The following is a 26122-nucleotide window of genomic DNA, read 5'->3' as shown; positions in this document are numbered from 1 at the left end:
CCACGGACGTGACCTTCGTCATCCCGGTCCCCGTACCGGCCTGCCCAACTGCGGTACGGATCGCGGCATATGACATTGGCCAGAGGTCAAGCGACGTGCCCTGCACCATTCCGCTGCGGCGCCTTCTGCCGCTATGGTCCCCGTCGGTGGGTCGAGGTCCCTCGTCCCCGCCATGCCCTCGGGGGGAGGGAAGGAACCCGAAACGATGCCCGTACCCGTACCGCGGCAGAGAGCGATCCCGGCCGCGGAGTGTGGTCAGGCGCAGGCCGCGCCCGCAGGCGGGAGCCCCACCCCGGAGGTGGACCCGCGCACGGACGACCGGACCGACGATCGCGAGGAAGCGAAGGTCGAGCACAACGCCGCACCCGGCGACGGCGTCCCGCACGGAGCGAGCCCCGGCCACACCAACCTCACACTGCTGCTCATCGAGGACGACCCCACGGCCGCCCCGATCGTGCCCGACCTGCTCGACTCGGCCGGCAAGCCGATCCGGGTGCGCACCGCCCGCAACCTCACCGAGGCCGGACGGCTGCTCACCGACGACGTCCACTGCATCCTGCTGGACCTCGCCCTGCCGGCACCCGGCCGCGCCGCCGACGACGACGAGCTGGCCGTACTCCGGCACGTCCTGGAGCTGGCGCCCCGGCACGCCGTCCTCGCGCTCACCGCGTCCGGTGACGCCGAGCGCGGCGCGGAGGCGGTGCGCGTCGGCGCCCAGGACTACCTGTTCCGCGACGAGCTGGACGGGCGGCTGCTGAGCCGTGCCATCCGGTACGCCGTGGAGCGCAAGCGGTCGGACTCCGCCGAGCGGCGGCTCGCCGAGGGCAAACTGCGCGCGCAGGAGAACGCCCGCCTGGAGCGGGGTCTGCTGCCCACGCCCCTGCTGGAGGGCTCCCCGCTGCGCTTCGCCGCCCGCTACCGCCCCGGCCGCTCACGCGCGCTGCTGGGCGGCGACTTCTACGACACCGTCCGCACCCCGGACGGCACCGTCCACGCGATGATCGGCGACGTCTGCGGGCACGGCCCGGACGAGGCGGCGCTCGGCGTGGAACTGCGGATCGCCTGGCGGGCGCTGACGCTGGCCGGACTGTGCGGCGACGAACTGCTGAACACGCTGCAGCAGGTGCTGGAGCACGAGCGCGACGACGACGAGATCTTCGCGACGCTGTGCACGGTGGACATCGCGCCCGACGGCCGACGCGCCGGACTGTGCCTGGCCGGGCACCCGGCGCCGCTGATCGCCCGTCCCGACCAGCCGGCCCGGCTGCTGCCGTACGACAACAACGGCCCGGCGCTCGGGCTGCTGCCGGGCGCCCGCTGGCCGCGCATGCAGGTCGAGCTGGGCGCGGAGTGGAGCCTGATGCTCTACACGGACGGCCTGATAGAGGGACGCGTCGGCGACGGCCGGGAGCGGCTGGGCCAGGACGGCATGGTGGAGATGATCCGCCGCCAGCTCGCGGCGGGGCTGCGCGGCGAGGATCTGCTGCGGTCCGCGGTCAACGAGGTCCGCGACCTCAACGGCGGCGAGCTGACGGACGACGTGGCGGTGGTCCTGCTGGACCGGCTGCCGTAGCGCGGCAGGCCTCGATGCCTGCCGTGCCACGGCAGGTGCTCATCGCCGGCCTTTACGGCAGGTGGCGACGGGGCCTAGCGTCCGCCGTTGTACGGCCCGTACGGTCCGTCGCTGCTGGAGCCGCCGCCCCGGCGGCTGCGGCCGCCGCCCGGCAGGGAACGCAGGGCGGGCCGGACGTCGACCATGTACACGATGGTCGCGATCAGGCCGATGATCGGCAGGAACGACAGGATGGGAAAGATCAGGTTCACCACGAAGGCGATCCCGAGGATGATCATCCAGAACGGCTTGGTCTGCTTGTCGGCGGCCCGGTAGCCGTCCTCGCGGCGGATCGCCGCGTCGAACAGGGCGAAGCCGCTGAACACGATCAGGGCAAGGCTCAGCAAAGACATGAACCCGGCGAAACCTTGCATCAGCACTACGTCCACCACCCGACTCGGCACGACATCGCTCGTCCTTACGCGGTCACCGTACCCGCAACCGTGCTCGCGCTACCCGGACAACGAGCCGGGCACCGTCAGAGTGCCCGGCCCGTCGCCGTCTCCGTGTCCGCACCGCGTGTCGGCCGCCGGTCTCACCTGGCCGGGGGCGTCGTCTTCTTCGCGGTGGTCCTGCGGGCGGCCGGGGCCTTCTTGGCGGGGGTCTTCTTCGCCGCGGCGTCCACGTCGGCCATGGCGGCCGCGGCGGGCTTCGGCTCGTCCTTGACCGCGACCGGCCCGGGCTTCGGCTCGGTCACCGGCTCGTTCCTGCCCTCGACCACGATGGCCAGTTCCTCGATGTCCTCCGCGGCCTCGCCGCGCCAGGTCTTCACGGCCTGCTCGCCGTGCTCGGCGACCTTCTCGTAGGTCTCCCGGGCCTTGACGGCGTACTCGGCGGCGACGCCGACGCCGCGCAGCGCGATGTCCTGGGCGGACTCGCCGAGCTTCTTCAGGTCGGCGTCGAGTGTGGTGCCGAGCTTCTTGAGGTCGCCGTCGAGGGAGGAGATGAACTCGGTGACCTTCGTCTGGAAGGTCTCCTGCGCCTCCTTCGCCTTGGCGCTCGCTTCCTTGGCGCGGGCGGCGGCCCGCTCCTGGACGACCTTGGGGTCGGTGTTGCGGACGGCCTCGAAGCGGGCGGGCGCCTCGGTGCGCAGCTGCTCCACCAGGCCCGGAACCTTCTTCGCCTGCTTGAGGGCCAGGTCGGCGGTGCCGGCGGCGAAGTAGAACGGGGTGGGGTCGCTGAGGGTCTTGCGCAGGTCGTCGTTGATGGCCATGGTGATGGTCCTCCCGTATTCGCGTTCGTCGCGTTCGTCGATGTCGGTTGGTGCGGGTCCGCAGTCGGGCGGCCGGTCCCCTGGACCGGTCAACCGGCCGTCTGCTGCGGATCGGTGTCGGTGCCGCCGACCGTGCGGGTGCCCGGTACGACGTCCTCACCGTGCTGGGCGTCCACCGCGCCGTCGCCGCCCGCGAACCCGTTCTCCTTGCGGAAGGACTCGTAGATCTGCAGCAGCACCTGCTTCTGCTGCCCGGTCAACGCGGGATCGGCGAGGAGGACGGCCCGCGTCTCGACGTCGTCCCGGTCGCGCTCGGCATCGAGGATGCCGGCCCGGACGTACAACGTCTCGGCGGAGATCCGCAGCGCCTTGGCGACCTGCTGCAGCACCTCCGCGCTCGGCTTGCGCAGCCCGCGCTCGATCTGGCTCAGGTACGGATTGGACACCCCGGCGGCGTCGGCGAGCTGCCGCAGCGAGAGCTGGGCGTTTCGCCGCTGCTCGCGCAGGTACTCACCGAGATTGCCGACGTTGAGCGATGCCATGCCTCCACAGTGCCCCACTGTCGCTAACAATTGCAAGCACCCGCTTGCAAAAGTGCGCCACGCCACGCCGAAGACCACCCGGTCCGCTCAACGGCCCCTGTCCACCCCCATGTACCTCTACGGTGTCGCTCTGCGGTGTCGCTCTGCGGTTTCCCGCCGGGTCTGCGGTGTGAAGCGAACGGGTCCCGGACGACCTGTGCAGCGAGTCGCCCCACCGTCCCGCGAGGAGGATCGGGCCAGTGGCGGTGGCGGGTTGAGGTGCGCTCAGTGCGGGCGTCCGTGCCTTCGTCCGACGGTGGTTGTGCCGGAAGGGACCGCGGCGGTGCCGTACCGTCCCGTGAAGCCGTGGCGAGCTGTCGGTGCCGGCGCCCCCCGCTTGGCGGTCAGGACGGCTGGACCTGGTCGAAGAGGGCGAGGGCTTCGGCGGGGTCCGGGCTCACGAGGCGTTCCAGACCGGCCGTCGTGATCTTCGCCCACCTGGCGGCCCGTGCCCACATCTGTTCCTCGAAGGCGCGGACGGTCTCGTCCAAGTGCTCAGGGCCGGTGGCGACGGACTCGGCGAGTTCGGCGCCTTCCAGCATCGCGAGGTTCGCGCCCGCCCCCAAGGGGGGCATCAGACGGGCGGCGTCGCCCAGGAGCGTCACCCCGAAGGCGTGGGTCCAGGTGTGGGACACGGGCAGTGCGTAAAGCGGGCGGTGGACGAAAGCGGTGCCGTGGCGGAGGAGGCCGAGGACGGGAGCGGCCCAGCCGTCCTGCTCCCCCTGCTCCCCCTGCTCCCCGTGATGAACGTCCTCCCGGGGCTGAACCCCCTGATCTCGGATGTCCGCCAAAGCGGATCAAGCCCATCCCGCTGGATCTGCCCGGCGATGTGATCGAGTCCCGATCGAGCTGCGCGGCGCGGTCTGTCAGGGGCCGGCCTGTGGGCGTCGCGCGACGAAGACGAACTCCTTGCCCGGCCTGTCGGGCGCGTCGCGAACGCCCTCCACCTCATAGCCCCGCGCGATCAGCTCCGTCTCGACCTCCCGCCGCTCGCGGAAGCGCAAGGTGGAGTCAGACGTCAGCACCTGCCCGTCCGCAGCGAACACGTAGGTCCAGCGGAACGTCACCAGCGGCTCACTCACCTCGATCACCTGGACCCAGCTCTCGACGGCGCCGACACCCGGGATCTCCGTCACGCGGTACGAGGCTTCGCGGTTCCACTCCTCCCAGGCGCGCCCGGCCGGGTCCCGGGTCTCGAACACCAGACGGCCGCCGGGCCGCAGTGCTTCGTACGTGCCGCGCAGGGTCTCCCGCCACGCCCGCGGATCGACGATCTGCTGGGCGACGTTCGCCGTCATGGTCGCCAGGTCGACCCGCAGCGGCGGGAGTGCGGTCGCATCGCCACAGATCCAGCGCACCCGCTCGCCGCCCGGCTTGCCCCGGGCCACGTCGACGGACGCCCTGGCGGGATCGACGCCGACAACCTCGATCCCGCGTTCAGCCAGCAGGAGTGCGAACACGCCTGTCCCGCAGCCGATGTCCAGCACCCGACGCGCCCCGAACTCTTCCGTCATCCGGACGTACGCGTCGAGATCGCCGCGATCGGGGTCGAGCGGGTCGTGGATCGCGGCCAGCCGTGGATGCCCGAAGCACTCGTCAGTCATGCGGCCGATCGTAGGGAGTCGCCGAGTCGCCCACCTCGTCGATCGGGGGTGCTGGAGACCTGGAGCGTTGCGCACGTTCCGCTCGCTGACGTCGGGCAGGAAGCGGGCACGGTGACGAAATCGGCGTCGTCGTGCACGACGATCGGTCCATGATGCACGGCGGTCGCGCAGATGATCAGGTCGAGCGGCCCGGCCGCACCGAGGGCCCCCTTCTCGGCGAGAGCGCACTGGGCTGCGCACGACCCGATGGCCCGGAGGGTGGTGGTCTCCCACCACGCGTCCCTCAAACGCTCCTCGCGCAGGAGGCTCCACGGCCCCGAGGAGTCGAGCAGGCAGTGGATCACACGCCGCCCTGCTCGTCCTCGACGCGGCGCTGCTGCCAGCCCTCGTAGTCCCACTGCTGGGCGGCGTGGAAGTGCTTGGCCACGAGCGCGGCCCGCCCATGGCGTTCGGCGTACCCGCGAAGAGCGGCATCGACCACGTCTTTCTTGGTGCCGCCCCCGGCGACACGCATGGCCTTCTCCAGCACATCGTCATCGAGGTCGGTCCTGCCGGGTCGCAGCCGGGTGATCCGGCCGCTGTCGGTGGGCCGCGCAAGGATGGGGCATGCGCACCGATGACTGGCGTCTCACCGAAGACGTCGATGAATTCCTCGCCCGCGCCGGAGACTTCCTGCGCTCGCGCCCCGCCCTGCACACCACGCCGCTGTCGGTGACCGAGAAACTGCGGACGCAACGCACCGAAGGCGTGGTGTTCGGCCGGCTGGAGCGAGGGGGCGAGGTCGAGGCGACCTTCTTCCGTTTCCCGTCCCGCGGTCTGAGCGTCACCTCCCTCACTCCCGGGCAGGCGGACACGCTCGCCGCCCACCTGGCCGCCCTCGGGCACTCCCTCCCGTGGGTCACCGCGGACGACGGCACCGCCACGGCGTTCGCCGAGGCCTGGCGGCGGCACACGGGCGCGACGCCGACGGTCCGGGTGCGGCTCCGCCTCCACCGCCTCGGCACGCTCACCCCGCCGGAGCCGATGCCGGCGGGCCGGGCCCGGCTCGCGGGGGAGCGTGACCACGAGGACATCGTGCGCTGGTGCCGCGAGTTCGCCGCGGACGTGGGCGAGGACGTCACCGTCGACGCCGGGTCGTGGGCCGGCACCCGCTTCGCCGAGAAGCGCTACACCTTCTGGGAGACCCCGGACGGCACGCCCGTCTCCATGGCGGGCGTGAACCCGACCGTCGGCGGCCAGGCGCGGGTGGACCCCGTCCACACCCCGGCCCTCCTGCGCGGCCGGGGCTACGCGGGCGCCGTGACCGCCGAGGTCAGCCGCGCCGCGCTCGCCGCGGGCGCCGAGGAGGTCGTGCTGTACACGAACGCCGCCAACCCCACCAGCAACGCCCTCTACCAGCGCCTGGGTTACGTCCCGGTCACCGACTTCACGGTGTACGACTTCTCCTGACCGGCGCCCGCGACAGCCAGGCCGCCACCGTTTCGAAGTCGTCCTTCGCCAGGCCCCTTTGAGGGACCATCCGGTGCAGCAACGCGGGAGCGGGCCGGCAGGCGTCGCCCCTCACCCCTCCCAGGGAAGCCCTTCCGCGTGTACGACGTCCAGGCGGGAGACCGCTCGGGTCAGGACGACGTACAGGCGGTTCAGGCCGCGTGGTTCGGCCGCCGCGACGGCCGCGGGTTCGACGGCGACGACGTGGTCGTACTCCAGGCCCTTCACCAGGGTCGCCGGGACGACGGTCAGGCGGGGGTCGGTGTCGAGGCCGGCCGTGGTGAGGGCGTGGCGGATGCGGGCGGTGTCCGTGTCCGCGGTGACGACGCCGACGGAGCCCTCGTGCGTGAGGGCGTCGCGTACGGCCGAGACGACCGCGGCGGTGAGGTCGCCGTCGGCCCGCCGGACGCGGAGTTCGCCGTCGCGGCGCAGGGAGCGGGCGGGCGGCACGTCGGTGTCGAGACGGGTGAGCAGGCGGTTGGCGAGGGCGAGGACCGCGCCGGGGACGCGGAAGCCGGTGGTCAGCGGGACCACGCTCGCGTCGGGCTTGCCGAGATGGGCGAGTTGGACGCGCCAGGAACGCGCCGCCCACGGGGTGGTGCCCTGCGCCAGGTCGCCGAGGACGGTCAGGGAACCGAACGGCACCCGGCGGGCGATGGCCCGGCACTCCATAGGGGACAGGTCCTGCGCCTCGTCGACGACGACATGGCCGTACCCCTGCGGCCGGGCCAGCAGGCCGGCCACCTCGTCGAGGAGGACGAGGTCGGCGGCCGACCAGCGCGCGGAGCGGTACGAGCGTGGCGGGCGGGCCCAGCGCAGGGCCTCCCGCTCTTTGGGGTCCAGCAGGCCGTCCGCGGCCCGCGCCAGTTCGGCCGGGTCGCCGAGGAGTGCGGCGACGACCTCCTCGGGCCGCACCCCGGGCCACACGGCGTCCAGGCACGCGGCCACCGGACGGGACCGTTCGGTGCGGCGCAGCCAGGAGGCCGGGCGGGGCCCGCCGTGCCGTTCGGCACGTTCCAGCAGGCGCCGTGCGATCCGGCTGCGCACCCGCTCGCGCCCCACGTCGTACGGCGGCTCCTCCGCGAGCACGTCCGTCACGATCCGCGCGATCTCCGCACCGGTGACCCGCAGGCGGGCGGAGCCGTCCGCCACGGTGAGGTCGTCCGCGGCGGCGGTCACCCTGCCGTAGAGGGCACGGCGCAGCACCTGCGCCATGCGGGCGTCGTGCTTGACGGCGGCCGTCGGGGCGGGGTCCGTGCCGGTGACCGGGTGGCGGGCGATCTCGTCGGACAGCGTCGACTGCCGTACGCCGGTCTCGCCGAGGGAGGGCAGCACCTCGGCGATGTAGGAGAGGAAGGTGCGGTGGGGGCCGAGGACGAGCAGTCCGCCCCGGCGGATCCGCTGCGGGTGGGTGTAGAGGAGGTAGGCGGCCCGGTGCAGGCCCACCGCCGTCTTGCCGGTGCCGGGGGCGCCCTGGACACACACCGACGCGGACGGCTCGCCGCGGACCAGGTCGTCCTGCTCGGGCTGGATGGTGGCGGCGATGTCCCGCATCGGGCCGACGCGCGGCCGTTCGATCTCGCGGGCGACGAGGTCGCTGTGCCGGGACTCGCCGCGGCCGAGGTGTTCGTCCTCCATGCCGGTGAGGTCGGCGGAGTCGCCCCGGCTGCCCGGCGCCCAGCCGAACCGGCGGCGGACGGCGACGCCCTGCGGGTCGCGGACGCTCGCCCGGTAGAAGGCGCGGGAGACGGGCGCGCGCCAGTCGACGACGAGGGGCGGGACGGCCGGGTGCTCGCCGATGCGGACCCGGCCGATGTGGTGGGCGAGGCCGGCGTGTTCTCCGCCGGTCTCCTCGGCGAAGTCGAGCCGGCCGAAGAAGAGAGGGCCGTCGGGCAGTTCGTGCAGGGCCTTGGCCTGGCTGCGCAACCGGTGTCCGAGGACCTCGGCGTCGGCACCGGAGGCGGAGACGTCCTCGCCGGTGAGGACCCGCAGGCCGGCGTCCGCGCGCATCGCGGCGAGCGCGGCGCGGCAGGCGTCGTGGTGGGCGCGTTCTTGCAGGAGGGAGTCGCGGAGGAGGTCGGCCGGGTCCTCGGGGGCGGGGTCGGGTGACGTCATGCGGGCGAGACTACCCGAATATCGTTACCGAGTTAAATTTCTTACCGAGTTCTACAGGTGTCCTTCGAGCCTCATGCCAGCGCCGGAAGCCCCGCCTCCAGCGCCGCGAACGCCCGCTCCGCCGCCGCCAGCGCCACCGGCCGCACGTCGGCCGCCGTCTCCCCCGCCTCGATCCGCCGCCAGTTCTCCTGGGCGAGGATCCGCCGGACGGCGACGATCTGCCCCGCCGCGAGCCGCGCGTCCAGATCGTCGCCGAGGACCTCCGCCAGCGCGGCCTCCGACCGCTCCAGGTAGGCGTGGAGACGGGCGACCAGGGCCGGAGTGCCGTAGAGGAGGGCGCAGAAGGAACGCACCTCGGGGTGGTCGCTGACGCCGGTGATCGGGTCGGACGCGGCGATCCCGGCGAGGAAGTTCCGGCGCAGGGCGGTCAGCGGCGCGACCCCTTCCACCCGCCCCGCGGCGACCGCCTCGGCCGCCTCCCGCTCGTGGTCGGCGAACCGGTGCAGGACGAGGTCCTCCTTCGCCGGGAAGTACCGGAACAGCGTCGGCTTGGAGATCTCGGCCGCGGCGGCGACCTCCGCGACGGACACCGCCTCGAAGCCCCGCTCGACGAAGAGCCGGACGGCGATGTCCGACACCGCCTGGTACATCCGCCGCCTCTTGCGCTCGCGCAGCCCGCTCTCGCTCATGGGCCGAGCCTACGACCGGACGGAGCGGGCCTACGCCAGCGCCCGGGCCAGGAAGGGGTTTGCCGTGGCCGGCACGGGCAGGCCCAGGGAGGCGGTCGCGGCGGCCAGGGTGTCGGCGTAGGAGTCGACGGCGCGGCGGACGTTGGGGGCGTCCAGGCCGGTGCCGGTCCGCAGCCGGTCGAGGTCGATGTAGGCCGAGCGGACGATCTCGATCCACCGGTAGACCCGCCAGTCGGCGCGCCAGTCCCTCGTGCAGGTGCCGGGCAGCTTCCGCTCCCAGCGCGAGAACATGCGTTCCCGGATCTCCGGCCTGGTCGGGGTCAGGTGCATGTGCCGGACCAGGTCGTACAGGGGGTCGCCGACGAGGGCCATCTCCCAGTCGATGAGGGTCAGCGCCAGCCGGTCTTCGCGCCGCACCAGGTTCCACGGGTTGAGGTCGCCGTGCAGCAGGGCGGGCTCGCGGCGGCTCAGCCGGTGCCGGGACAGGAGCTGCCGCAGCCGGGTGTCGTCGGGCAGACCGAGCGTCCGGGCGAGTCGGAGGGACTCCTTCGGCAGGCTGCGCACCAGACCGACCAGCTGTTCGGTGAGCCAGCGGTGGAAGTCGACCTGGTCGGCGTCGGGCTCGACCAGGCCGTGGTCCACCTTGGTCAGCTCGCAGAGCTGGTCGACGAGGGCGTCCGCCTCGTGCGGGAGCAGGCCGTTGACCGGGTGCCGGGGCGGGCCGACGTAGGTGTGGATCGCGAACGGCTCGTTCGGGTAGCTCTCGCCCAGGGCGAGCACCCGGGGCGCGGCGACCTTCGCTCCGGACCGCTGGATGGCCTCCAGGACGGCGTGCTCGCTCAGGTAACTGGGCTCGCGCCGTGTGACGTCGGGCAGCTTGCGCCGTACGACGACGGGGGCGCCCAGGTTCCCGGCCCAGACCACCGAGTTGAGGTGGGCGGTGCCCTTGAAGACGCGGTCGGCCGGAGCGGCGCCCTCGGCCAGCAGGGCCTCGCGGACCGCGGACGCCGGGAAGACGTCACGCTCGGGCAGGCGCGGGTCCGGCCGCCAGTCGTAGGCCTTCGCCGCCCAGGACCGGCCGCTGACGTCGCCGCGTGACGCCAGCCAGCGGAAGAGGGCACCCTCGATCTCCCCGCGGGCGGGCACGCTGCGCAGCCGCAGCGGTTCTGCCGCCGCCTCCAGGGCCCGGCCCACCTCGGCCGTCACCTCGTCCAGACTCTGCTGGGTGAAGGTGTCCTGGACCGCGCGCGCGGCCCGCATGACGTCCGGGTAGACCGACTGCGCCCGTTCGAAGTCGAGGTAGTGCCGCAGGTCCTTGGCGAGGCCGTTGACCGCGGCCGGGCGGTGGCGGCCCATGGCGCGCGCCCACGCCTCCACCACCTCCGGCCACTGGCTGTCCGGGTAGCGCATCCGCACCAGGTGGGTGGCGAGTTCGTGCAGGGGGTCGCCGTAGGTGGCCAGTTCCCAGTCGACGCAGACGAGCGGCGGGGAGCCGTCGTAGGACATGATCAGGTTGTCCCGGTGCAGGTCGGCGTGGAGCAGGCTGTACGGCCGCCGCGCCATCGGGGGGATCCGGTCGGCGAGGGCCGGCAGGGCGTCCTCGGGGATGCCGAGGGCCTTGAAGAGGCCGCCGAACCGCTCCCAGTTGGGGCGGCGGATCTGCCGGTCGGCGAGGTGGGCGAGGGACTTCAGGAAGCCCTGGCTGTCGGTGTGGTTGCCGGGCCAGTCGGCCGGCAGGGGCGGCAGCGCGGACCGGCGCACCTCGGTCATCCGGCACAGCAGTTCGGCCAGTGCCTCTATCAGCAGGGCGTCGACGGGCTTGCCGTTCCCGCAGACGGCGGAGAGCGGAACACCCTCCACATAGCTGTGGAGGGCGAAGCCCGGCCGCCTGACCAGGCATTCGGGCACGTGGGGCAGGACGTCGTGGACCGCGTCGAGGATCGCGGCCTCGTCCCGCCAGGTCCTGATCACCACCGGCAGGGCGCCGGCGCGCGGGATCCGCACGGTCACCGGTGTTCCGGCCGGCCGGCCCAGCAGCGCCGCCACGTCCTCCGTCAGGGGCAGCACATGGTTCCGGTTGTGGTGTCCGCTGGTCGCGGGAGTGGACTCGGCGACCGCGACGAACCGCCGGAGCAGGGCGTCGGACCGGTCACCGGCGGGTCGAACCCCGAGCAGGTCACGGGGAACGAAGGGCTCGACCACTGGCCGCTCCGGTTGCTCACACTCGATCGGATGGGTACGGCAAACGTTAAGCGCCGGACGGGGCGCCGAACGACCGGGAGCGACGGGGAAGTAGCCGAACGGGTGGTCCGCCCTTCGTCCGCGCCGGGCCGGCCGTCCGAGACCGGCCGGTTCGCCGTCTCACACGGAGGAGTGGAAGCCGTGGCTCGCGCGATTCTGGCATGCTAGCGCACCGGCTCGGCCTCCTCGGCGATCTCCTCGGCGATCCGCCCGGCCTGCTCGGCGACCCGCCCGGCCTGCTCGGCGATGTGCTCCCCCACCGGGTCGAACCGGACCCGCCGGCTGTCGGCGGAGACCGAGCCGGGTGACGTGCCGTCCTCGTCCTTCACGCGGTGGGTGGGGAAGGTCCCGGAACCCGGCACGGCCGGGGCGGACCCGACCGGCGCCGACCCGGCCGTCGGGGCCGCCGCCGTGCTGGTGGTGACGACTCAGGCGTGACGTCTGACCGAGGCCAGCACCGGCTCCAGCGAGTCCACCACGTGGGTCGCGCCCGCGGCCCTGAGCAGCTCCTCCTTCTTCTTGTTGTTGCGCGCGTGGCCGAGGAAGCCGAGGAAGGGGACACCGGCCCGCCGGGCGGCGAGGCAGTCCGACGGGGTGTCGCCGATCATCAGCGCGGCGGACGGCGCCACGCCCACGGCACGCAGGGCCCGGTTCAGACAGTCCGGGTCGGGCTTGAGGAGGTGCAGGTCCAGGGTGCGGCCGTAGATGTGGGGGGCGAAGCAGGAGGTGAGGCCGCGGCTCGTCAGGTACGTGGTGACGACGCGCGGCGAGTTGTTCGTGGTGACGGCGAGCCGGCGGCCCACCGCGGTCAGGGTGCGGATCAGCGGGTCGGCCCAGGCCGTGGGCATCGCCGAGGCGGCGGCCCGCAGTTCCTCCTGGGTGAGACGCTCCTCCAGCTCCGCGACCAGGTCGCTGCCGGGGTGGCGCAGGTCCACGGCGCGCAGGACGGCGTGCGGGTCGGGGGACTCCCGCTCGCTCTCGGTGAGCAGGCCGCGCAGGCCCTGCCCCTCCAGCCACTCCACCAGGCCGACGGCCACCCGCTCCGCCGAGTGCCCGGCGAACAGCCGGCAGATCGGCCCGTCGAAGTCCCAGAGGACCACGCGGGCGGGCGCGAGCAGTGCGTCCAGCGCCGGCTTTCTGTCGTTCTCGGTCTCGGATGCCACCTGTTCGGTCCGCGTCGTATCAGAAGTCACTAGGAGAGTGTCAGGTCCGAGGTGATGGTTTCCCAGAGGGCGTCGAACCACTTCTGGGATTCGTCCACGAAGGTGGCCTCGCGCGCGCCGGTCGCCTTCTCGAAGGAGAACAGCAGCGACTCGGTGCCCAGCACGTCGTACATGTCGAGCACTCCGGTGTCCGTCGGCTCCTCCCGGCGCGTCACCATGTAGTACGCCAGCAGCGCCTCCTCGCCGTTGAGGAGGTACAGCTTCACCGGCGGGGTGAAGGGCAGCGCCCGGAAGGACACGCTCACGTCGATGCCGTGCGAGCGCAGCGTGAGCAGGTTGTGGCGCAGGACGTGCCCCTGGGCGTTGCGCATGGCCAGCCAGCGCTCGTGGACGGGGTCGCCGCTTTTGCTCGCGTCCACCGGGACCGGGAAGGCGAGGTCGATGTCGCGGGACGGCAGCAGGATACGGACGTCGATCTTCCGCGGCCGGAGGCTGCCGCCGTGGATCAGCCGGAGGGGTTCGCCGAGGGCCGGTATGAGGCTCTCGGCGGTGAGGCAGGCGGCGTCGATGCGGACGTGCGGGGCGGAGAAGGCCGCGGTCAGCCGGGGGGCCAGGGCCACCATGGTGGGCTGGGGTTCCTCCCGGGCCGGCGCCTGTTCGGCGATGCGCGGCGGGCTGCCCTTGCTCACGTTGGTGAGGAGACCGTCGTCCTGGAGCGCGCGCAGGGCCTGGCGCACGGTACCGCGCTCCACGCCGAACTCGTCGGCGAGTTCGGCCTGCGTGGGCAGCCGGTCGCCGGCCTTGAGATCCCCGACGCGGATGCGTTCGCGCAGGACGTCGGCGATCTCCTGGGGCGAAAGCCTGCGGCTGCCGTTCACCGCCACGTGTGCTGCCACGTTCTCCTGGGTCACGACCAAACGGTACAACTTCGATCCATCTGGCGGGAGTTACCCGGAAGTTGTTTAGCAGTTGTCACCAAGAGGGGACAACATAAGTGAAGTTGGTTGCCAACTTGGACGAGTCGGCGGACGTTCTGCCCAGCACCTCCCCCGCGCTTCCCGCCTCCGAAGGGAGGAACACCGTGCCCGCCCTCACCCTCGTCTCCGCCGTCCTCGAACAGACCGTCCGGTGGAAGTACGGCACCGCCGGGACCATCGGCCTGCTCCTGCTCACCGCCGGCATCCGGTCCGGACGGCCGGCGCTCAGCTCCGCGGGCGCCGTGATCCTCGCCCTCCTGGTCACCGGGCCCGCCGTCAACTCGTGAGCACCAGGTCCGAACTGATCGTCTCCCACAGGGCGTCGAACCACAGCAGCGACTGCTCCACGAACGTCGTGTCACGCGCCCCGGCGCCCTGCGCGAAGGCGAACAGAACCGAACGCGTGCCCTCGGCGTCGTACATCTCCAGTTGCTCGTGGTCGATCTGCTGCTCGTGCCGCTCGACCGTGTAGTAGGCGAACAGCGCTTCCGTCCCGTTGAGGAGGTAGAGCTTGACCGGCGGAGTGAAGGGCAGCGCGCGGAAGCTGACGCGGACGTCGATGCCGTGGGTGGCGCGCAGCGTCAGCAGGTTGTGCCGCAGCACCTGGCCCTGGGCGTTGCGGTGGGCGAGCCAGTGCCGTTGCAGCCGTCCGGTCGCCGCGCCGTCCACCGCCGCCGGGAAGGCCAGGTCGATGTTCCGCGACGGCAGCAGGACCCGGACGTCGATCTTGGCCGGTTTCAGCTCTCCGGCGTGGATCCGGCGCAGCGGTTCGCCGATCGCCAGCGTGAGCGACACGGCGGTCAGGCAGAGCGCGTCGATCTCCACGTGCGGGGCGGCGAAGGCCTCCGCGATGCGCGGGGTCAGGGCCACCATCGTGGGCTGCGGCGAGGCTCCGGGGCCGGTCAGGAGGGAGCCGGCACCCAGGTCCGGGGCCACCGTCGCCGGCGCGCCCTTGGAGACGTTGGTGAGCAGGTGCTCCGACTGGAGGATGCGCAGGGCCTGGCGGACGGCTCCGCGCTCGATGCCGAACTCGTCCGCGAGCCGTGCCTGGGTGGGCATGCGCTCGCCCGGCCGCAGCACCCCGGTCCTGATCCGGGTGCGCAGCTCGTCGGCCACGTCACGGGGGGACGGCTGCGGTCGTGGCGACCGCTCCGGTCTCTTCCGCCCCTTGACGGAGGCATGTTCCGGCTCCACGGCAAAACCGTACAACTTCTCGCCATCTTGCGGCAGTTCGCGGAGAGATGGTTATAGGCCGCTTCCAAGCGGACATAAGAACAGTGAAGTTGGCTGCCAACTTCCACAACATGGTCAAACTTCCAGACGGTTGGCCGGTCGGGCTCCCTTCCGGAGGGGAGCCGGGAGCCCGGACGGCCGACACCGACGCACAGCCACAACTTCAGAGCGCCGCACAGCCACAACTTCACACGGCATCAGCGCACAGCCACAACCGAACAGCCCCACCGGCACAGCCACAACCGAACAGCTACGGACGCAGAACCACGCAGGACGGCCGGCCGCACGGTCGCGGCAGGGAGGAGACTTCAGAACATGTCCGGGCACCAAGGGCGCCCGGGCGTGCGCAGCAGGGCGTCGGCCTCCAGGGCGGCGCCCGCTCGTTCTTCTCCGAGCCGTCCCAGCGCCGCCAGCCGCGGCGCCGACTCGTCACCCAGCCACAGCGAGGCCAGCACGGCCACGTCCAGGGTGAGGTCGGCGCCGCGGCCGGTCGGCGTGCAGGACGCCCCGTCGGGGCCGGCCTCCAGCAGGAAACGGCCCCCGGTGAACCCGGCGCGGTCGGTCACCTCCAGCACCAACGAGCCCGACCCGCCGTACGTGCGCGCCTCCAGGGCCCGTACGACGTCCAGGATCCGCACCCACAGCCAGTCCGTCTGCGTGGTGATGCTCGCGGCCCGCGGGTCCGGCAGGAGATGCGGGAGCAGGTCGTCGGGAGCGCGGGGGCCCGACTTGACCCGCACCACCCAGTCGATCGAGCAGAGGTAGTGCCACAGGGCGCGCTCGGCGGCCGCCGTGGTGGCGATCAGCCACTCCACCGTCGCCGTGTTCAACGGCTGCTTGGCGTCGCCCCAGTGGTCGTCCGCCTTGTAGGAGACCAGCCCCTGCACCTCGCCGTCGGCCGAGCGGTAGACGGCGTAGAACGGCTCGCTCCACTCGCCGAACACGCGCAGCACACCGGTGTCCGAGTCCCACCACACGTCGGTGCGGCTGACCGCGCCGGGCCTGCTGCGGCGCAGCCGCTCGTGCAGTTCGGGGCCGATCTTGCGGACCTCCTCCGGGCCGACGAGGTCGATGCGGCCGCCGTCCCCGGGGCCCGGCCAGTGCGGGTCGAGGCCGGTGCGCGGCACGTCGATCGTCCACTCGGCGGCGCTGGTCGCCGGGCCGAAGCCGTAGCGGCCGTAGATGCGGTACTCGGCGGCGATGAGGGTGGCGACGACGTCGCCGCGGTCCTTCGCGGCGGTCAGGTCCTCGGTCATCAGGCGGGTGAGGATGCCGCGGCGGCGGTGGGTGGGGAGGACGGCGACGTTGGAGATGGCGTCGGCGGGGACGGCGGTGCCGCCGACCGCCGTCAGCTCCTGGGGGAAGGAACGGAAGGTGGCCACGCACGTGCCCGCGTCGAAGGCGCCGTAGGTGCGGGAGCCGACGTGCGCGGTGCGGCGGGCGGTGACGTCGGCTTCGGTGACGGTGGGGGTGCGCAGGAAGCCGGTCTTCGCGGCGCGCATCCACGCGGGGAGTTCGGCGTCCGTGATCCGGCGTATGTCCGTGTCGGCGGAGGTGGTCGTCATGGGGCCACGGTAGGCGGGGAGGAGGCGGTGCGGCGGGGGATTTTTTTCCGCCCCCGCCCGCCCCTTTTCGTCCCTGCCCGGCGACCGGCCGGCGGTCTCACACCAGGAGGTCGTCCACCTGGGCCTCGCCGTCCCGGTAGCGGCGGGTGATCTCCTCGCCGCACTCGTCGGCCGTGTGCTGGAGGTGCTGGCGGCGGCGGGAGACGTACTGCTCGTAGCCGATGAGGCGGGCCATCGCCTCGTGGAGTTCGGGGTCGGTGCGGGCGCCGAGGTCGGAGAGTTCGACCTCGGAGAGCATCTCCGACGCCAGGCGCCGGTACTCCTCGCTCTGCGGGGTGCCGAGCGTGACGTGCCGGGCGGAGGAGCGGTGCCGGGCCGGGGCGTCGGTGAGGATCTCCGGAAGGCGGTCCACGACGGACGCCGCTCCGGCCGGGGAACGCCGGGCGAGTTCCGCGCTGAGGATGTCGATACGGCCCTGCAGCAGCCGTCGTACGTAGCTGAGGTCGGCCTCGTCGCGCTGGGCGTCCCGGCGCAGGGTGCGCAGCTCGGGCAGACTCAGCCGGGCCAGGTCGTGCACGGGCGGCTCCGTCGGCGGCGGGCAGGCCGGGCTGTCCCTGCGCTGCGCGGGCGGACGCCGGGTGGTCAGACCCAGCTGCCCGGTACTCGGTGTGCTCATGTGCTCTGGCGTCCCCTCGACCGGCGTGTGGGAAGCATCGTGCCACCCTCAGTGGCCGCGAGGTGACCGAGTGCCCCCGAACGGCCCAGACGGCGGCCCGGGGAGCGGGGAAGAAGCCCCTGCCGGGGGCCCGCAGGCCGCACGGCATGATGGGGCGCATGCGTGCAGTGGTGCAGAGAGTGGACGGCGCGAGCGTCGTCGTGGACGGCGAGACCGTGGGCTCGATCGAGGGCGAGGGACTGTGCGTCCTCGTCGGGGTCACCCACGAGGACACCGCGGAGAAGGCCGCCCAGCTGGCCCGCAAACTGTGGTCCATCCGCATGCTGAGCGACGAGCGGTCGTGCAGCGACATCGGCGCCCCGCTCCTGGTGATCAGCCAGTTCACGCTCTACGGCGACGCCCGCAAGGGGCGCCGTCCCACCTGGAACGCGGCCGCCCCCGGCGACGTCGCCGAGCCGCTCGTCGACGAGGTGGTCGATCAGCTGCGTGCGCTGGGCGCGACGGTGGCGACGGGCCGTTTCGGCGCGCGGATGAGGGTGTCCCTGACGAACGACGGCCCGTTCACCGTGCTGGTCGAGGTGTAGCCGGCCCGAGGGGTTCCCGGCTTCAGGGCTCGACCACGACCTCCTGTGCGGCCGCCGTGGTGTCGGCGAGCAGCGGCGCGTCCAGGGGGACGTTCCGCTTGACCAGGGCCAGCGCCACCGGGCCCAGCTCGTGGTGGCGTACCGACGTAGTGACGAAGCCGATCCTGCGCGCGTCGGGGCCCTCGTCCGCGCGGCGCAGTTCGGTCCCGGCGGGCGGCAGGTGCACGTCGCTGCCGTCCAGGTGCAGGAAGACCAGCCGACGCGGCGGCCTGCCCAGGTTCTGCACGCGGGCGACGGTCTCCTGGCCGCGGTAGCAGCCCTTCTGGAGGTGCACCGCGGTGCCGATCCAGCCCAGCTCGTGCGGGATGGTGCGGTGGTCGGTCTCGAAGCCGAGGCGGGGCCGGTGCTGCTCCACGCGCAGGGCCTCGTGGGCGAGGATCCCGGCGGCGGGGCCGGCCTTCGCGGCGTACGCCTCGAGGTCGGCGCGCGGCAGGAACAGATCACGGCCGTACGCCGTCTCGCGTACGACGACGCCCTCGGGGACCTCGGCTATGGAACCGGCGGGCAGGTGCACGACCGCGATGTCGGCGGTGCGGTCGGCCACCTCCACCCGGTAGAAGAACTTCATCGACTCCAGGTACGCGATCAGCGCGTCCTGGGTGCCGGGTTCGACGTGGGCCCACACGGTGCTGCCGTCGTCCACCAGGTAGAGGGCGTGTTCGATGTGGCCGTTCGCGGAGAGGATCAGTGCCTCGGTGGCGCGGCCGGTGGGCAGGTCGCTGACGTGCTGGGTGAGCAGGAGGTGCAGCCAGCTCAGCCGGTCGGCGCCGGAGACGGTGACGACTCCGCGGTGCGAGAGGTCCACGAAGCCGGTGCCCTCGGCGAGGGCGCGCTGCTCGCGGAACAGGTCGCCGTAGTGGGCGGCGACGCCTTCGTCCACGCCCTCGGCGGGGACGGCGCCGGGCAGGGACAGCAGAGGGCTCTTCATGAACGCAAGCCTACGACCCGGTGGGGGAACTCTCAGCGGTCGCGTCCCCGGCGCCGGCCGCGCAGTCCTTGCAGCGGCCGAAGATCGCGAAGTGCTTCATGTCGGTGTCGAAGCCGAAGGTCGCGCGGAGCTTGGCCGTGAACTCGGCAGCCACCTCCACGTCCGCCTCGATCACGTTGCCGCAGTCGCGGCAGACCAGGTGGATGTGGTGGTGCCGGTCGGCGAGGTGGTACGTCGGCGCCCCGTGCCCGAGGTGGGCGTGGCTGACCAGCCCCAGCTCCTCCAGCAGCTCGAGCGTGCGGTAGACGGTGGAAATGTTGACCCCCGACGCCGTCTTCCTCACTTCCACGAGGATGTCGTCGGGGGTCGCGTGCTCCAGGGTGTCCACGGCTTCGAGGACGAGTTGCCGCTGCGGGGTCAGCCGGTAGCCGCGCTGCCGCAGATCGCTCTTCCAGTCGGTGCTCACCACACAGCAGAGTCTAGGACCCTTTCGGCGAAGTCCCGCTGTGGAGAAGGTCCGCCGGACGTGCGCGTGGGCGAAGAGGGCCTACTTGAAGAAGGCGATGCCGTCGTCCGGCATGTCGTCCGGGAGGGCCTTCGCCCAGCGTTCGACCTCTTCCGGGGTGACGACCTTCTTCAGGTGGGCCGACATGTAGGGGCGCAGCTCGACCTCGGGGGTCTGCTTCTCGCCGACCCACATCAGGTCGCTCTTGACGTAGCCGTACAGCCGCTTGCCGCCCGTGTAGGGGCCGGAGGCGGCCGTGCGGGCCACCGCGTCCGTGACCAGGTCGATCTGGGGCTTCTTGTCGGCCATCTCGCCGTACCAGATCTCGACGACGCCGTCGTCGCGGACCATCGTCACCTCGACCTTGCGGTCGGCGTCGATCCGCCAGAAGCCGGACTCGGTCTCCAGGGCGCGGACCTTGTTGCCGTCCTGGTCCAGGACCCAGGTGCGGGAGTGGTACTCCAGGAAGTCCCGGCCGTCGTGCGTGAAGGTGGCCTCCTGCCCGAAGTTGCACTTCTCGGCGCCGGGGAAGTCGTGCACGCCCGCGCCCGCCCAGGTGCCCAGCAGGAAGGCGAGGGGGACGAGGTCCTTGTGGAGGTCGGACGGGATCTCGATCATCGGTGGCACTTCCTAGACGTGGGTCAGCGCTGGCCCTGGTACAGCTTCTTCACGGTCAGCCCGGCGAAGGCGAGGACGCCGACGCAGACCAGGACCAGCAGGGCTTCGAAGAAGATCTCCACGGGGTGCTCCTCGGATGAGCGTGCTTCGGGGGTACGTACTACAGGGCCGGGCCCCAGCTTACGCGGCCGGGGACCGGCCCTCCTTGCGAGGTGGCCCTCGCCGGCGTCACCCCAGCAGCTGGCTCTGCAGCGTCACCGTCTGCTGGAAGGGGACGGCCGCGGCGGCGCCCTTGCGGGACTGCACGACCAGGGCGTAGACGTCACCGGCGGCGATGTGGGCGAACCGCACCTGTTCCGGCCCGTACGGCTCGGTCTCGGCGTAGGGCGTGCTCTGCACCTGCGACACCGCGGCGCGCTGCGGGAAGCCCTCGTCGTACTCGGCCTCGGCGGCGCCCCGCACCTGGTGGACGGGGGGTGCGAACGCGACGGCCTCGGTCGCCATCAGCTGGTCCACCACGGCCGCGGTGTTGAACTGGAGCAGGTAGACGCGGGTCCGGGTGCCGTCCGGGGTCGTCCAGCCGCGGGCGGCGATGTGCCGCAGCCCATGGTCGAGGAGCTTCTGGCCCAGCTCCTCGCGGTGCCCCTCCTGCTCGTACTCCGCGAGATAGTCCTTCGTCGCCAGCCAGCCGTCCGAGCCGCGCAGCGCCTTGTCCTCGGTGGCGCCCTCGGGGGCGGGCAGGAGGAGGGCGCGCAGGTCGGCGTAGTGGGTGCCGGCCTGGTTCGTCTCGGCGAAGGGCCCGGGGCTGCCCGAGGGCAGCGGCGGCTTGCTGAGCGTCGGATACGCCCACCGTCCGTCCGACTCGGTCGCCAGTCCCGGCACGTCCGTGCGCTCCATCCCGACGATGCCGTACGCCGACCCGGCACCGACCGCCGCGAAGACGACGACGGCAGCGGTCCACCGCAGCACGGCCCGCAGGGCCCGGCGGTCCTTGAGGACAGGGGCGGGGTCGGGGACAGGGGCGGGGTCGGGGACAGGGGTGGGATCGGGGGAATCAGTGACGTCCGTGGCCTCCGTGGCCTCCGTGGCCTCCGTGACTTCCGTGGTCTCCGGTGCCGTCGCCGCGGTCCCGTCCTCCGGACCGCTCGCCGGGCCCCTGAGCTGCTGCCGTTGCTCGGTCATACCGCCTCCCCGGGCTCCGCGATGCGGTCGAGCTGCGTGCGCAGGAACGCCGCCACGTCCTTGGTGTCGAGCGGCTCCACTCCGTGCGCCGTGGCGGTGACCAGGACGTTCCCGACGTAGGCGGAGCAGAACATCGCGCTCAGACCGCTGTCGTCGTCCTTGGGCGGGAGAAAGCACTTGGCGTTCTTGTGGCCCTTGATCTCGGGGCCCTTGCGGAAGACGTCCAGGGCGTCCAGGAAGTCGCTCTGGAAGGTGGCGATCTCGCGGACCGCTGCCTTGCTGTCCATCTGGGAGAGCACGACGCTCACCGCGTAGACGTCCTCGTTGGAGGAGTAGGTGTCGGCCGGGCGGTTGTAATAGCTGCGCATCGCCATGCCCTGGATGCGCTGTTTGTCGATCTGCTTCTCCAGCTGCCTGCGCTGGGACCGGGGCAGGTCGCTCAGTGACTTCTTGCGCAGGGCCGTGGCCTGCGCTCCGCTGAGCTGGACGTCGGAGCCGAACTCACCGAGGTCGGGTCCGCGCGTCCAGCCGTCGGTGCCCCCGTACGGCAGGAGCATCCCGGCGAGACCCTGTCCGCGGGCCGCCTCCGGCTCGTCCGCCGTGACCGCGGGAAACTTCCAGCCGGGCGCGCCCGCGTCCCGGTCGGCGTCCCGCACGATCACGGCCGTGGTGCCGACACCGGCGACGACGGCCCCGGCGAGCAGCAGGGATCCGGCGACCAGGGCGACGCGCCGCCCGCTCGGGCGCCGCCGGGCGGGAGCGGTCGCCCCGGGTTCGGGGGACGCCAGGACCTCGGGGGTCTCGGGGGTGTCGGGGGTCTCGCGGGTCTCGGGGGTCTCAGGGGATGCAGGGGTCTCCCGAATCTCCGCAACCTGCGGCGTCTCCGCGGCCTCCAGGGTCTTCACGGGGGCCTCCGGGTGCTTCACGGGCAGCTCCGTGGGAGGGCGTTCCGGCTCGCTCACAGCTGCTCCATCTGTCTCTCGGCGAGGTCCATGATCATCTTCCGGGGGACGGGCTCGGCGCCGTAGACCCACAGCTCCATGGCGACATCGCCCCGCCAGGCGTGCGCCCTCGCGACGTGCAGGCCCATGTCGTCGACCGCCTCGTAGACGTAGGCCCTCCCGTCGTCCGTGCCGGGGATCGCCCAGCTGTCCGACTCGCCCTCCCTCTCGGCCCAGTACTGGCCGTCCGCGCTCGCGGCGGCGGCGGCCAGCGTCTGCTCCTGCCGGTACTGGACCAGCCTGATCTCCACGGTGTGCGTGTTGCCGGTCTCCCAGGCGGTGACGGCCGCCCGGCGGAACTCCTCGCCGACCAGATCGGCGAAGGCGCCGTCGGGTGCTTTGAAGTTGCCGGCGTAGCCGGCCAGGTCCTGCCAGCCGTCGGGGACCACCCAGGCGGCCTCCTTCGCGCCCTTGGGCTTCTTCAGCAGCAGTTTCCGCAGGTCGCCGTCGGTCCGGAGTTTGCGGTCCTGCGCGGCGGACAGCGGTTCGGGGCCGGGCCCCTTGGCCTGCGCGAGCACCGGCTGGGACAGCGGCGGCAGCTTCGTGGGCTCGCGGTCGGCCTGGATCAGGTAGCCGGTGCAGGTGCCGGCGACGACGCCGAGCACGGCGGCCGTGGCGATCAGCGGTGTGGTACGGCCCCGGCGGCGGGGCCGGGGTGCGGCAGCGGCCTGGTCGGCCGGCCCGGCCTCCGGTTCCGCTGCCCCTTCGGGTCCTTCCACAACGTCCCCCCTCATGACGTGAAGCGCGCGTTCCGTATGCGCGCTTCACAGGTGACTCATGGTCGGCCGAGGGAGTTGTAAAGATCTTGATTACGATTCGGTCATGGCGAAGAAGCTCGTGATCAAGGTGACGGCGGGGGCCGACGCCCCCGAACGGTGCTCGCAGGCGTTCACGGTGGCGGCGGTGGCCGTGGCCAGTGGGGTGGAGGTCTCCCTGTGGCTGACCGGGGAGTCCGCCTGGTTCGCGCTGCCGGGCCGGGCCGCCGAGTTCGAGCTGCCGCACGCCGCCCCGCTGCCCGACCTGCTCGACTCGCTCCTGCTCGGCGGCCGGGTCACGCTGTGCACGCAGTGCGCGGCCCGGCGGGACATCACCGAGAAGGACGTCCTGGAGGGCGTACGGATCGCCGGGGCGCAGGTGTTCGTGCAGGAGGCACTGGCGGACGGGACCCAGGCGCTCGTCTACTGAGGCGGCTTGGGAGGGGCGGCTCCGAAGGCCTACGGGTGCCGCTTCTTCCCGTCCAGTTCGTCCCACCACTCGTCGGACTTCGGGTCGCCGGACGGATCGTCCCACCAGCGGTCCTCGGGGCCGCGCCGGTTGGCGACGACCGCGGCCACCGGCGGGATGACCATCGCGACCACGCACATCCCGACGGCCACCGGAACCGACCAGAGGCGTACGACGCCCCAGGCCAGGACGAACAGCGCGATGCAGGTGCCCATCATGGCGAAGTAGGCGTGCCGACGGCGGGCGTACATACGTCCAGCGTAGGCCGGGCCGGGCGGTCCGGCACGAGGCGGACGGGGTCCGTACCGGAGCCGGGCGGGGTCCGTACCGGAGCCGGGCGGGGTCCGTACCGGAGCCGGGCGGAAGCCGGAAAGGCCGCAGGGCCGCACCTCAGGTGTCCAACCCGAGAGGTACGGCCCTGCGGACGTCTGTGCCTGTCTGTGCCTGTCCGGGGATGTCTCAGACGGCGATCGCGACCTCCGCGAGGCCGCCCTGCTGGGCGACGACCGTGCGGTCGGCGGTGCCGCCGGGCACGAGGGCGCGGACGGTCCAGGTGCCTTCGGCCGCGTAGAAGCGGAACTGTCCGGTGGCGGAGGTGGGGACCTCCGCGGTGAACTCGCCGGTCGAGTCGAGCAGCCGGACGTAGCCCGTCACCGGCTCGCCGTCGCGGGTCACCTGACCCTGGATGGTGGTCTCACCGGGCTTGATCGTCGAGGCGTCCGGGCCGCCGGCCTTCGCTCCGCACATGTCTTTCTCCAGAGGGGGTCTGACCAGAAGGTCGGGTCGGTTGGATTACTTGTTGGCGCCGAGCTCGATCGGCACGCCGACGAGGGAGCCGTACTCGGTCCAGGAGCCGTCGTAGTTCTTGACGTTCTCGACACCGAGCAGCTCGTGCAGCACGAACCAGGTCAGGGCCGAGCGCTCACCGATGCGGCAGTAGGCGATCGTGTCCTTGGCCAGGTCGACCTGCTCGTCGGCGTAGAGGGCCTTCAGCTCCTCGTCCGACTTGAAGGTGCCGTCGTCGTTGGCGTTCTTCGACCACGGGATGTTGCGGGCGCTCGGGACGTGGCCCGGACGCTGCGACTGCTCCTGCGGCAGGTGGGCCGGGGCGAGCAGCTTGCCGGAGAACTCGTCGGGCGACCGGACGTCGACCAGGTTCTGCGAGCCGATGGCCGCCACGACGTCGTCGCGGAAGGCGCGGATGGCGGTGTTCTGCGGCTTGGCCCGGTAGGTGGTCTCCGGGCGCTCGGGCACCTCTTCGACCAGCTCGCGGGCGTCCAGCTCCCACTTCTTGCGGCCGCCGTCGAGGAGCTTGACGTTCTCGTGGCCGTAGAGCTTGAAGTACCAGTAGGCGTAGGACGCGAACCAGTTGTTGTTGCCGCCGTACAGGATCACCAGGGTGTCGTTGCCGATGCCCTTCGCCGACAGGAGCTTCTCGAAGCCCGTCTGGTCGATGAAGTCACGGCGGACCGGGTCCTGGAGGTCCCGGGTCCAGTCGATCCGGATCGCGTTCCTGATGTGGTTCTTCTCGTACGCGGACGTGTCCTCGTCGACCTCGACGATGGCGATGTCCGGGTTGTCGAGGTTGGCCTCGACCCAGTCGGCGTCGACCAGGACGTCGCTGCGGCTCATGCTTGTTCTCCTCCGGGGCAGTTGCGGCGGGGGTGTGCAAAGAAAGGAGGGTGCGCGGCCGGGCCTCGCCGGCGGCCGGCGCGAGGGCGCCCTCGAACGAGGACGCCGGGAGGGCGCGGAAGGCAGGTGGCGCTTCCGCTCAGACAGGGCGACAGAGCATGGCGGCGACGCGGCACAGGTCTACTGCCCGCCGCTTCGTGAGATCCGCCTGTCGCTGCTTCATGCGGTCGATCGTAGGGACGTAGGGGCGGACGTGTCACCAGCACTCCGCATGGTGAGACGCGATCGTCCGCATAATGGGACGCGCGGAGCGCCCGGGCCGTCACCGCTCGGCCTCCGGGCGCTCTCGTCCGGCTGCGTCCGCCATCACATCTGCGGTACGGACGGCGGCGTCTCGTCTGTCGGACATCCGCCGTCCACCGGAGGTGGCCTACCCGGCGAGGCGGACGTTCGAACCCTTCACCGTGATCTCCACACCGCTCTTCGCGGCCTCGACCTTGTCGAGCCGGATGCCGCCGGGCAGGTCGTCGATCTTCTGCTCGAAGTCGGTGATGCCGCGCACCTGGTCCTCGGCGACCCGGAACGGACCGAAGCTGGGCAGGGAGTCGGCGTGCACCCGGACGGTGTCGCCCTCGGCGGTGACCGTGCTCAGCACGGAGACCGGCTGCGGCAGCTTGGTGCCGCCGATGCTCGCCTCGACGGTGACCTTGATCTTGCCGTTGCCGCCGTCGGAGAGGCCGATGACCCGGGCCGTGACCGGGCCGATCTCGGTGGGCTCGGACTTGGCGGTCTTCAGCAGCTCCGCGTAGCTGATGGACGCGGTGCCGGTGGCGCTGGCCGCGGTGGCGGAGCTGTAGTCGCCGGAGAACTCGACGCCCCTCATGTTCGCCCGGAGATCGTCGATGCGGATCTTCTGGCCCTCGGCGCCGGCGACGGCCTCGTAGCCGTCGATGCCGACCTCGACGTCGTCCAGCTCGCCGCCGACGACCTGGGTGAGGAAGGGGAAGCCCTTGATGGACACGTCCGGGGTGGTCGCCAGGTTCTCGTTCGCCCGGAGCTTGTCCGCGGCCTCGCCCTCGGCGAAGTTCACGGCGAGGCGGTCGGCGAGCACGAACAGGCCGCCCAGGACCACGACGACGACCAGCAGTATTCGAAGTGCTCGCATGCGGTTGTTCCCCCACCCGGACAGCCAGACAGACAGTGACCACTCACGGTAACTCCGCCCCCGGAG

The 26122-nt window shown here is 72.1% G+C and carries 30 protein-coding genes and 1 pseudogene; 5 read left to right on the top strand and 26 right to left on the bottom strand.

Going from position 1 to position 26122, the window contains the following annotated elements:
• Nucleotides 1-205: 205 nt before the first annotated feature.
• Nucleotides 206-1573 (top strand): PP2C family protein-serine/threonine phosphatase, encoded by a 1368-nt coding sequence (locus ACIP5W_RS16135; RefSeq protein ID WP_401472817.1) that lies wholly within the window; start codon nt 206-208, stop codon nt 1571-1573.
• A gap of 74 nt (nt 1574-1647) precedes the next feature.
• Here the strand turns inward: ACIP5W_RS16135 and ACIP5W_RS16130 are convergent, their stop codons facing one another.
• The 6 genes and pseudogenes from ACIP5W_RS16130 to ACIP5W_RS16105 form a co-directional block, all read right to left on the bottom strand.
• A complete protein-coding gene (locus ACIP5W_RS16130) occupies nt 1648-1986 on the bottom strand; it encodes a DUF2516 family protein (RefSeq protein WP_398096701.1) in 339 nt (112 codons plus the stop codon).
• Between the two features lie 161 nt (nt 1987-2147).
• Nucleotides 2148-2825, bottom strand: a complete 678-nt coding sequence (locus ACIP5W_RS16125; RefSeq protein WP_401472814.1) for a hypothetical protein — start codon at nt 2823-2825, stop codon at nt 2148-2150.
• An 89-nt stretch (nt 2826-2914) separates the two neighbouring features.
• Nucleotides 2915-3367 (bottom strand): helix-turn-helix domain-containing protein, encoded by a 453-nt coding sequence (locus ACIP5W_RS16120; RefSeq protein WP_401472812.1) that lies wholly within the window; start codon nt 3365-3367, stop codon nt 2915-2917.
• 383 nt (nt 3368-3750) lie between these two features.
• Nucleotides 3751-4119, bottom strand: a pseudogene (locus ACIP5W_RS16115) (FAD-dependent oxidoreductase); the annotation flags it as partial.
• A 153-nt stretch (nt 4120-4272) separates the two neighbouring features.
• Nucleotides 4273-5010, bottom strand: a complete 738-nt coding sequence (locus tag ACIP5W_RS16110; protein ID WP_401472809.1) for a class I SAM-dependent methyltransferase — start codon at nt 5008-5010, stop codon at nt 4273-4275.
• A gap of 340 nt (nt 5011-5350) precedes the next feature.
• Nucleotides 5351-5572 carry a type II toxin-antitoxin system VapB family antitoxin gene (locus ACIP5W_RS16105; RefSeq protein ID WP_401473312.1) on the bottom strand — a complete coding sequence of 74 codons (222 nt, stop codon included), beginning with the start codon at nt 5570-5572 and terminating at the stop codon, nt 5351-5353.
• Between the two features lie 44 nt (nt 5573-5616).
• On the opposite strand from ACIP5W_RS16105, the gene ACIP5W_RS16100 reads away from it, so the two are divergent.
• Nucleotides 5617-6459 carry a GNAT family N-acetyltransferase gene (locus ACIP5W_RS16100; protein WP_401472806.1) on the top strand — a complete coding sequence of 281 codons (843 nt, stop codon included), beginning with the start codon at nt 5617-5619 and terminating at the stop codon, nt 6457-6459.
• 111 nt (nt 6460-6570) lie between these two features.
• Here ACIP5W_RS16100 and ACIP5W_RS16095 read toward each other — a convergent pair whose 3' ends face one another.
• The 6 genes from ACIP5W_RS16095 to ACIP5W_RS16070 all read right to left on the bottom strand — a co-directional run bounded on the left by ACIP5W_RS16095 (nt 6571) and on the right by ACIP5W_RS16070 (nt 13623).
• Nucleotides 6571-8613, bottom strand: a complete 2043-nt coding sequence (locus ACIP5W_RS16095; protein WP_401472804.1) for a HelD family protein — start codon at nt 8611-8613, stop codon at nt 6571-6573.
• A 71-nt stretch (nt 8614-8684) separates the two neighbouring features.
• On the bottom strand, nt 8685-9302 hold the full coding sequence (locus tag ACIP5W_RS16090) for a TetR family transcriptional regulator (protein ID WP_401472801.1): 618 nt from the start codon (nt 9300-9302) through the stop codon (nt 8685-8687).
• 30 nt (nt 9303-9332) lie between these two features.
• Nucleotides 9333-11504, bottom strand: a complete 2172-nt coding sequence (locus ACIP5W_RS16085; protein WP_401472798.1) for a phosphotransferase — start codon at nt 11502-11504, stop codon at nt 9333-9335.
• 203 nt (nt 11505-11707) lie between these two features.
• Complete coding sequence (locus tag ACIP5W_RS16080; protein ID WP_401472795.1) at nt 11708-11905, bottom strand: hypothetical protein; 198 nt, start codon at nt 11903-11905, stop codon at nt 11708-11710.
• 66 nt (nt 11906-11971) lie between these two features.
• A complete protein-coding gene (locus tag ACIP5W_RS16075) occupies nt 11972-12736 on the bottom strand; it encodes an HAD family hydrolase (protein WP_401472792.1) in 765 nt (254 codons plus the stop codon).
• Nucleotides 12736-13623, bottom strand: a complete 888-nt coding sequence (locus ACIP5W_RS16070) for a winged helix-turn-helix domain-containing protein (protein ID WP_401473309.1) — start codon at nt 13621-13623, stop codon at nt 12736-12738. Before ACIP5W_RS16070 ends, ACIP5W_RS16075 begins: the two co-directional genes overlap by 1 nt.
• A gap of 164 nt (nt 13624-13787) precedes the next feature.
• On the opposite strand from ACIP5W_RS16070, the gene ACIP5W_RS16065 reads away from it, so the two are divergent.
• Nucleotides 13788-13970: a hypothetical protein gene (locus ACIP5W_RS16065; RefSeq protein WP_401473306.1), complete on the top strand. Its 183-nt coding sequence runs from the start codon at nt 13788-13790 to the stop codon at nt 13968-13970.
• Here the strand turns inward: ACIP5W_RS16065 and ACIP5W_RS16060 are convergent.
• The 3 genes from ACIP5W_RS16060 to ACIP5W_RS16050 form a co-directional block, all read right to left on the bottom strand.
• Entirely contained in the window at nt 13960-14799 is an 840-nt protein-coding gene (locus tag ACIP5W_RS16060) for a winged helix-turn-helix domain-containing protein (RefSeq protein WP_401472789.1), read from the bottom strand. The genes ACIP5W_RS16065 and ACIP5W_RS16060 overlap by 11 nt on opposite strands.
• A 425-nt stretch (nt 14800-15224) precedes the next feature.
• The gene (locus ACIP5W_RS16055; protein ID WP_401472786.1) at nt 15225-16481 is read right to left on the bottom strand and encodes a GNAT family N-acetyltransferase; all 1257 of its coding nucleotides are present in this window, start codon (nt 16479-16481) and stop codon (nt 15225-15227) included.
• Nucleotides 16482-16578: 97 nt separating this feature from the next.
• The gene (locus tag ACIP5W_RS16050; RefSeq protein WP_401472783.1) at nt 16579-17157 is read right to left on the bottom strand and encodes an aerial mycelium formation protein; all 579 of its coding nucleotides are present in this window, start codon (nt 17155-17157) and stop codon (nt 16579-16581) included.
• 158 nt (nt 17158-17315) lie between these two features.
• On the opposite strand from ACIP5W_RS16050, the gene dtd reads away from it, so the two are divergent.
• A complete protein-coding gene (gene dtd, locus ACIP5W_RS16045; protein ID WP_401472780.1) occupies nt 17316-17741 on the top strand; it encodes a D-aminoacyl-tRNA deacylase in 426 nt (141 codons plus the stop codon).
• Between the two features lie 22 nt (nt 17742-17763).
• Here the strand turns inward: dtd and ACIP5W_RS16040 are convergent, their stop codons facing one another.
• The 6 genes from ACIP5W_RS16040 to ACIP5W_RS16015 form a co-directional block, all read right to left on the bottom strand.
• Nucleotides 17764-18729, bottom strand: a complete 966-nt coding sequence (locus tag ACIP5W_RS16040; RefSeq protein ID WP_401472777.1) for a YgfZ/GcvT domain-containing protein — start codon at nt 18727-18729, stop codon at nt 17764-17766.
• A gap of 10 nt (nt 18730-18739) precedes the next feature.
• Entirely contained in the window at nt 18740-19198 is a 459-nt protein-coding gene (locus ACIP5W_RS16035) for a Fur family transcriptional regulator (RefSeq protein WP_401472774.1), read from the bottom strand.
• Nucleotides 19199-19276: 78 nt separating this feature from the next.
• A complete protein-coding gene (locus ACIP5W_RS16030; protein WP_392243300.1) occupies nt 19277-19852 on the bottom strand; it encodes an FABP family protein in 576 nt (191 codons plus the stop codon).
• A 228-nt stretch (nt 19853-20080) separates the two neighbouring features.
• Nucleotides 20081-21034 (bottom strand): hypothetical protein, encoded by a 954-nt coding sequence (locus ACIP5W_RS16025; RefSeq protein ID WP_401472771.1) that lies wholly within the window; start codon nt 21032-21034, stop codon nt 20081-20083.
• Nucleotides 21031-21996 (bottom strand): hypothetical protein, encoded by a 966-nt coding sequence (locus tag ACIP5W_RS16020; RefSeq protein ID WP_401472768.1) that lies wholly within the window; start codon nt 21994-21996, stop codon nt 21031-21033. Before ACIP5W_RS16020 ends, ACIP5W_RS16025 begins: the two co-directional genes overlap by 4 nt.
• Complete coding sequence (locus ACIP5W_RS16015; protein ID WP_401472765.1) at nt 21993-22754, bottom strand: hypothetical protein; 762 nt, start codon at nt 22752-22754, stop codon at nt 21993-21995. Before ACIP5W_RS16015 ends, ACIP5W_RS16020 begins: the two co-directional genes overlap by 4 nt.
• Nucleotides 22755-22857: 103 nt before the next feature.
• Between ACIP5W_RS16015 and ACIP5W_RS16010 the strand changes: the two genes are divergently transcribed.
• Nucleotides 22858-23220 carry a DsrE family protein gene (locus tag ACIP5W_RS16010; RefSeq protein WP_086770097.1) on the top strand — a complete coding sequence of 121 codons (363 nt, stop codon included), beginning with the start codon at nt 22858-22860 and terminating at the stop codon, nt 23218-23220.
• Nucleotides 23221-23249: 29 nt separating this feature from the next.
• Here ACIP5W_RS16010 and ACIP5W_RS16005 read toward each other — a convergent pair whose 3' ends face one another.
• The 5 genes from ACIP5W_RS16005 to ACIP5W_RS15985 all read right to left on the bottom strand — a co-directional run bounded on the left by ACIP5W_RS16005 (nt 23250) and on the right by ACIP5W_RS15985 (nt 26056).
• Nucleotides 23250-23510 (bottom strand): DUF3099 domain-containing protein, encoded by a 261-nt coding sequence (locus ACIP5W_RS16005; RefSeq protein WP_363086869.1) that lies wholly within the window; start codon nt 23508-23510, stop codon nt 23250-23252.
• Between the two features lie 208 nt (nt 23511-23718).
• The gene (locus ACIP5W_RS16000) at nt 23719-24006 is read right to left on the bottom strand and encodes a DUF1416 domain-containing protein (RefSeq protein ID WP_004986406.1); all 288 of its coding nucleotides are present in this window, start codon (nt 24004-24006) and stop codon (nt 23719-23721) included.
• 45 nt (nt 24007-24051) lie between these two features.
• Nucleotides 24052-24891, bottom strand: coding sequence for a sulfurtransferase (locus tag ACIP5W_RS15995; protein ID WP_401472760.1), 840 nt, complete (start codon nt 24889-24891; stop codon nt 24052-24054).
• A gap of 139 nt (nt 24892-25030) precedes the next feature.
• The gene (locus ACIP5W_RS15990; RefSeq protein ID WP_353850233.1) at nt 25031-25114 is read right to left on the bottom strand and encodes an Ms5788A family Cys-rich leader peptide; all 84 of its coding nucleotides are present in this window, start codon (nt 25112-25114) and stop codon (nt 25031-25033) included.
• A gap of 207 nt (nt 25115-25321) precedes the next feature.
• Nucleotides 25322-26056 (bottom strand): DUF2993 domain-containing protein, encoded by a 735-nt coding sequence (locus tag ACIP5W_RS15985; RefSeq protein ID WP_401472757.1) that lies wholly within the window; start codon nt 26054-26056, stop codon nt 25322-25324.
• Nucleotides 26057-26122 lie beyond the last annotated feature (66 nt).

The sequence above is a fragment of the Streptomyces sp. NPDC088766 genome (assembly GCF_044750845.1).
Classification (GTDB): Bacteria; Actinomycetota; Actinomycetes; order Streptomycetales; family Streptomycetaceae; genus Streptomyces.
This window is presented reverse-complemented; position numbering and strand designations above follow the sequence as displayed.

Coding starts and splice junctions, on each gene's coding strand:
- ACIP5W_RS16135 (WP_401472817.1), top strand. CDS start 206: ATGCCCGTACCCGTACCGCGGCAGAGAGCGATCCCGGCCGCGGAGTGT.
- ACIP5W_RS16130 (WP_398096701.1), bottom strand. CDS start 1,986: ATGCAAGGTTTCGCCGGGTTCATGTCTTTGCTGAGCCTTGCCCTGATC.
- ACIP5W_RS16125 (WP_401472814.1), bottom strand. CDS start 2,825: ATGGCCATCAACGACGACCTGCGCAAGACCCTCAGCGACCCCACCCCG.
- ACIP5W_RS16120 (WP_401472812.1), bottom strand. CDS start 3,367: ATGGCATCGCTCAACGTCGGCAATCTCGGTGAGTACCTGCGCGAGCAG.
- ACIP5W_RS16110 (WP_401472809.1), bottom strand. CDS start 5,010: ATGACTGACGAGTGCTTCGGGCATCCACGGCTGGCCGCGATCCACGAC.
- ACIP5W_RS16100 (WP_401472806.1), top strand. CDS start 5,617: ATGCGCACCGATGACTGGCGTCTCACCGAAGACGTCGATGAATTCCTC.
- ACIP5W_RS16095 (WP_401472804.1), bottom strand. CDS start 8,613: ATGACGTCACCCGACCCCGCCCCCGAGGACCCGGCCGACCTCCTCCGC.
- ACIP5W_RS16090 (WP_401472801.1), bottom strand. CDS start 9,302: ATGAGCGAGAGCGGGCTGCGCGAGCGCAAGAGGCGGCGGATGTACCAG.
- ACIP5W_RS16055 (WP_401472786.1), bottom strand. CDS start 16,481: ATGACGACCACCTCCGCCGACACGGACATACGCCGGATCACGGACGCC.
- ACIP5W_RS16050 (WP_401472783.1), bottom strand. CDS start 17,157: ATGAGCACACCGAGTACCGGGCAGCTGGGTCTGACCACCCGGCGTCCG.
- dtd (WP_401472780.1), top strand. CDS start 17,316: ATGCGTGCAGTGGTGCAGAGAGTGGACGGCGCGAGCGTCGTCGTGGAC.
- ACIP5W_RS16040 (WP_401472777.1), bottom strand. CDS start 18,729: ATGAAGAGCCCTCTGCTGTCCCTGCCCGGCGCCGTCCCCGCCGAGGGC.
- ACIP5W_RS16030 (WP_392243300.1), bottom strand. CDS start 19,852: ATGATCGAGATCCCGTCCGACCTCCACAAGGACCTCGTCCCCCTCGCC.
- ACIP5W_RS16025 (WP_401472771.1), bottom strand. CDS start 21,034: ATGACCGAGCAACGGCAGCAGCTCAGGGGCCCGGCGAGCGGTCCGGAG.
- ACIP5W_RS16010 (WP_086770097.1), top strand. CDS start 22,858: ATGGCGAAGAAGCTCGTGATCAAGGTGACGGCGGGGGCCGACGCCCCC.
- ACIP5W_RS16005 (WP_363086869.1), bottom strand. CDS start 23,510: ATGTACGCCCGCCGTCGGCACGCCTACTTCGCCATGATGGGCACCTGC.
- ACIP5W_RS16000 (WP_004986406.1), bottom strand. CDS start 24,006: ATGTGCGGAGCGAAGGCCGGCGGCCCGGACGCCTCGACGATCAAGCCC.
- ACIP5W_RS15995 (WP_401472760.1), bottom strand. CDS start 24,891: ATGAGCCGCAGCGACGTCCTGGTCGACGCCGACTGGGTCGAGGCCAAC.
- ACIP5W_RS15990 (WP_353850233.1), bottom strand. CDS start 25,114: ATGAAGCAGCGACAGGCGGATCTCACGAAGCGGCGGGCAGTAGACCTG.
- ACIP5W_RS15985 (WP_401472757.1), bottom strand. CDS start 26,056: ATGCGAGCACTTCGAATACTGCTGGTCGTCGTCGTGGTCCTGGGCGGC.